1 protein-coding gene is annotated in these 1,662 nt (G+C 43.7%); it reads right to left on the minus strand.

The annotated features are described in order from the left end of the window. Positions 1 to 197: 197 nt before the first annotated feature. On the minus strand, positions 198 to 1,553 hold the full coding sequence (locus CKW00_RS13380) for an IS1182 family transposase (RefSeq protein ID WP_065757335.1): 1,356 nt from the start codon (positions 1,551 to 1,553) through the stop codon (positions 198 to 200). Between the last annotated feature and the right edge of the window lie 109 nt (positions 1,554 to 1,662).

A 1,662-nucleotide genomic window follows, 5' to 3' on the forward strand; every position in this document is an offset into this window, starting at 1 on the left:
CAGCTTGTAGAGAAACCCCGTGTTTTTCTGCAAGCTTTTTTTGTGCAGTTCGTGCGGGCGAATACCACTCGCTTTCCGCGGACGAACGCCCGAGCCTCCCTCGTGAAAACCCACACTCCGGGGTCTCGGATCGCCCGTTTTTCCGCAGGAGTCTCCTGGTATTCGCCTTCCCCTCACCGAAAAAGACTCTCCTTCACCTATCTCACCCTGGATAGGTGGAGGGCAATCTTTTTCATGTTTTGGCAGGCCGCCGTCAGTAACGCTTGTTCGCGTACATTCTCTTTTCCGCGCAAGCGACAATAACGCAGCCCGTGCAGTTCTTTGGAATCTGCGAAGCTACGTTCAACTTTCTCTTTTCTCATGCGATAGATCCACTTGCCTTCATTAGAAAGCCGGTTCAACCGAACCTTCTCCTTCGAGCTTTCCCATACATGGCGAGTGATCGTTTTTTGATACTTCTTATTTTGAGTGCACTTCGCTAGAAGAGGGCAATCTGCACAATTTTCAGGGTTTGATTTGTAATGCCGATACCCCTCACGATCGGTGGTCGAATAGCTTAAAACTTCACCCTGGGGGCACACATATTCATCCCGCTCTTCATCATATGCATATTTCCATTTCGGAAGAAGCCCTTTCTTTGACTGGTACCTTCGATGAGCAATAACTCCAAATATTCCTCTTTCCATTATAAGCCCATGACATATAGGGTTCGTCAGATAGCCGGCATCTAGACCTACAGCTTCCACCTCAAAGCCAAATCGTTCGATTTGGCGGTCCAAACGTTGTAAGTAAGGTCTGGAATCATGAATATTTCCTGGCGTTACATGAACATCAGTAATGATGTTATGTTTTAAATCTGTGGTACGGTGATCAAGATAAAAGAAGCCTTCCGGCTTATTCTCCCGGTAAAGATAACCACTCTCGCTATCCGTGTCGCTAACCTTAATTTCCTTTGTCTTTTTTACCCCCTCCTTTTCCTTCAGAGGCTTTTTTTCATGATCTTCACGATCTTTTCTTACGGCTTCTTCCAAATCTTTGAGGTAGTCTACCGTTTCTACTTCAACTTCTTGTTTTGAGAATTTCTTCTTATTAGCGTTGGCTTTCAAGTGCGTGGAATCTGTGAATAATACACGGCCGGACACCATACGGTGGTTCATCGCTTGGAGCACGATTTCATCAAAAACTTCTTGAAAGATATCCGTGTCTTTGAAACGAGTGCGGCGGTTCCAACTAATAGTGGAATGATGGGGGACTTTGTCTGTAAGATTCAACCCTAAGAACCAACGATAAGCAACATTCGTTTGAATTTGTCGCTCCAATTCGCGTTCGGAACGAACGCCATAGATATAACCAATGAACATCATTTTGAATAAAACAAGAGGATCCAAAGAGGGACGGCCATTATCTTCTGAATAGTAAGGACGGACTTTTTCAGGAATGAAAGAAAAATCTATGTATTGGTCAATTTTGCGTAGGAGATGATCTTCAGGGACAAGCTCTTCAATGGTAACCATTTCGATTTCATTTTGTCGTTCAGTTTTAGATTGAAACATCCAATCACCTTTCGTTGATAAGTTACAGCTATTATAACAAATTAACGCGGTGATCTATTTAAAAAACAGAAAAAAATAAAAGCTGCCGAGACTTTCTCGACAGCCTGAG

This window comes from Salimicrobium humidisoli, from assembly GCF_002295105.1.
GTDB lineage: Bacteria > Bacillota > Bacilli > Bacillales > Halobacillaceae > Salimicrobium > Salimicrobium humidisoli.

Excerpts from the sequence above, each read along its gene's own strand:
- CKW00_RS13380 (WP_065757335.1), bottom strand. The coding sequence starts at position 1,553 with ATGTTTCAATCTAAAACTGAACGACAAAATGAAATCGAAATGGTTACC.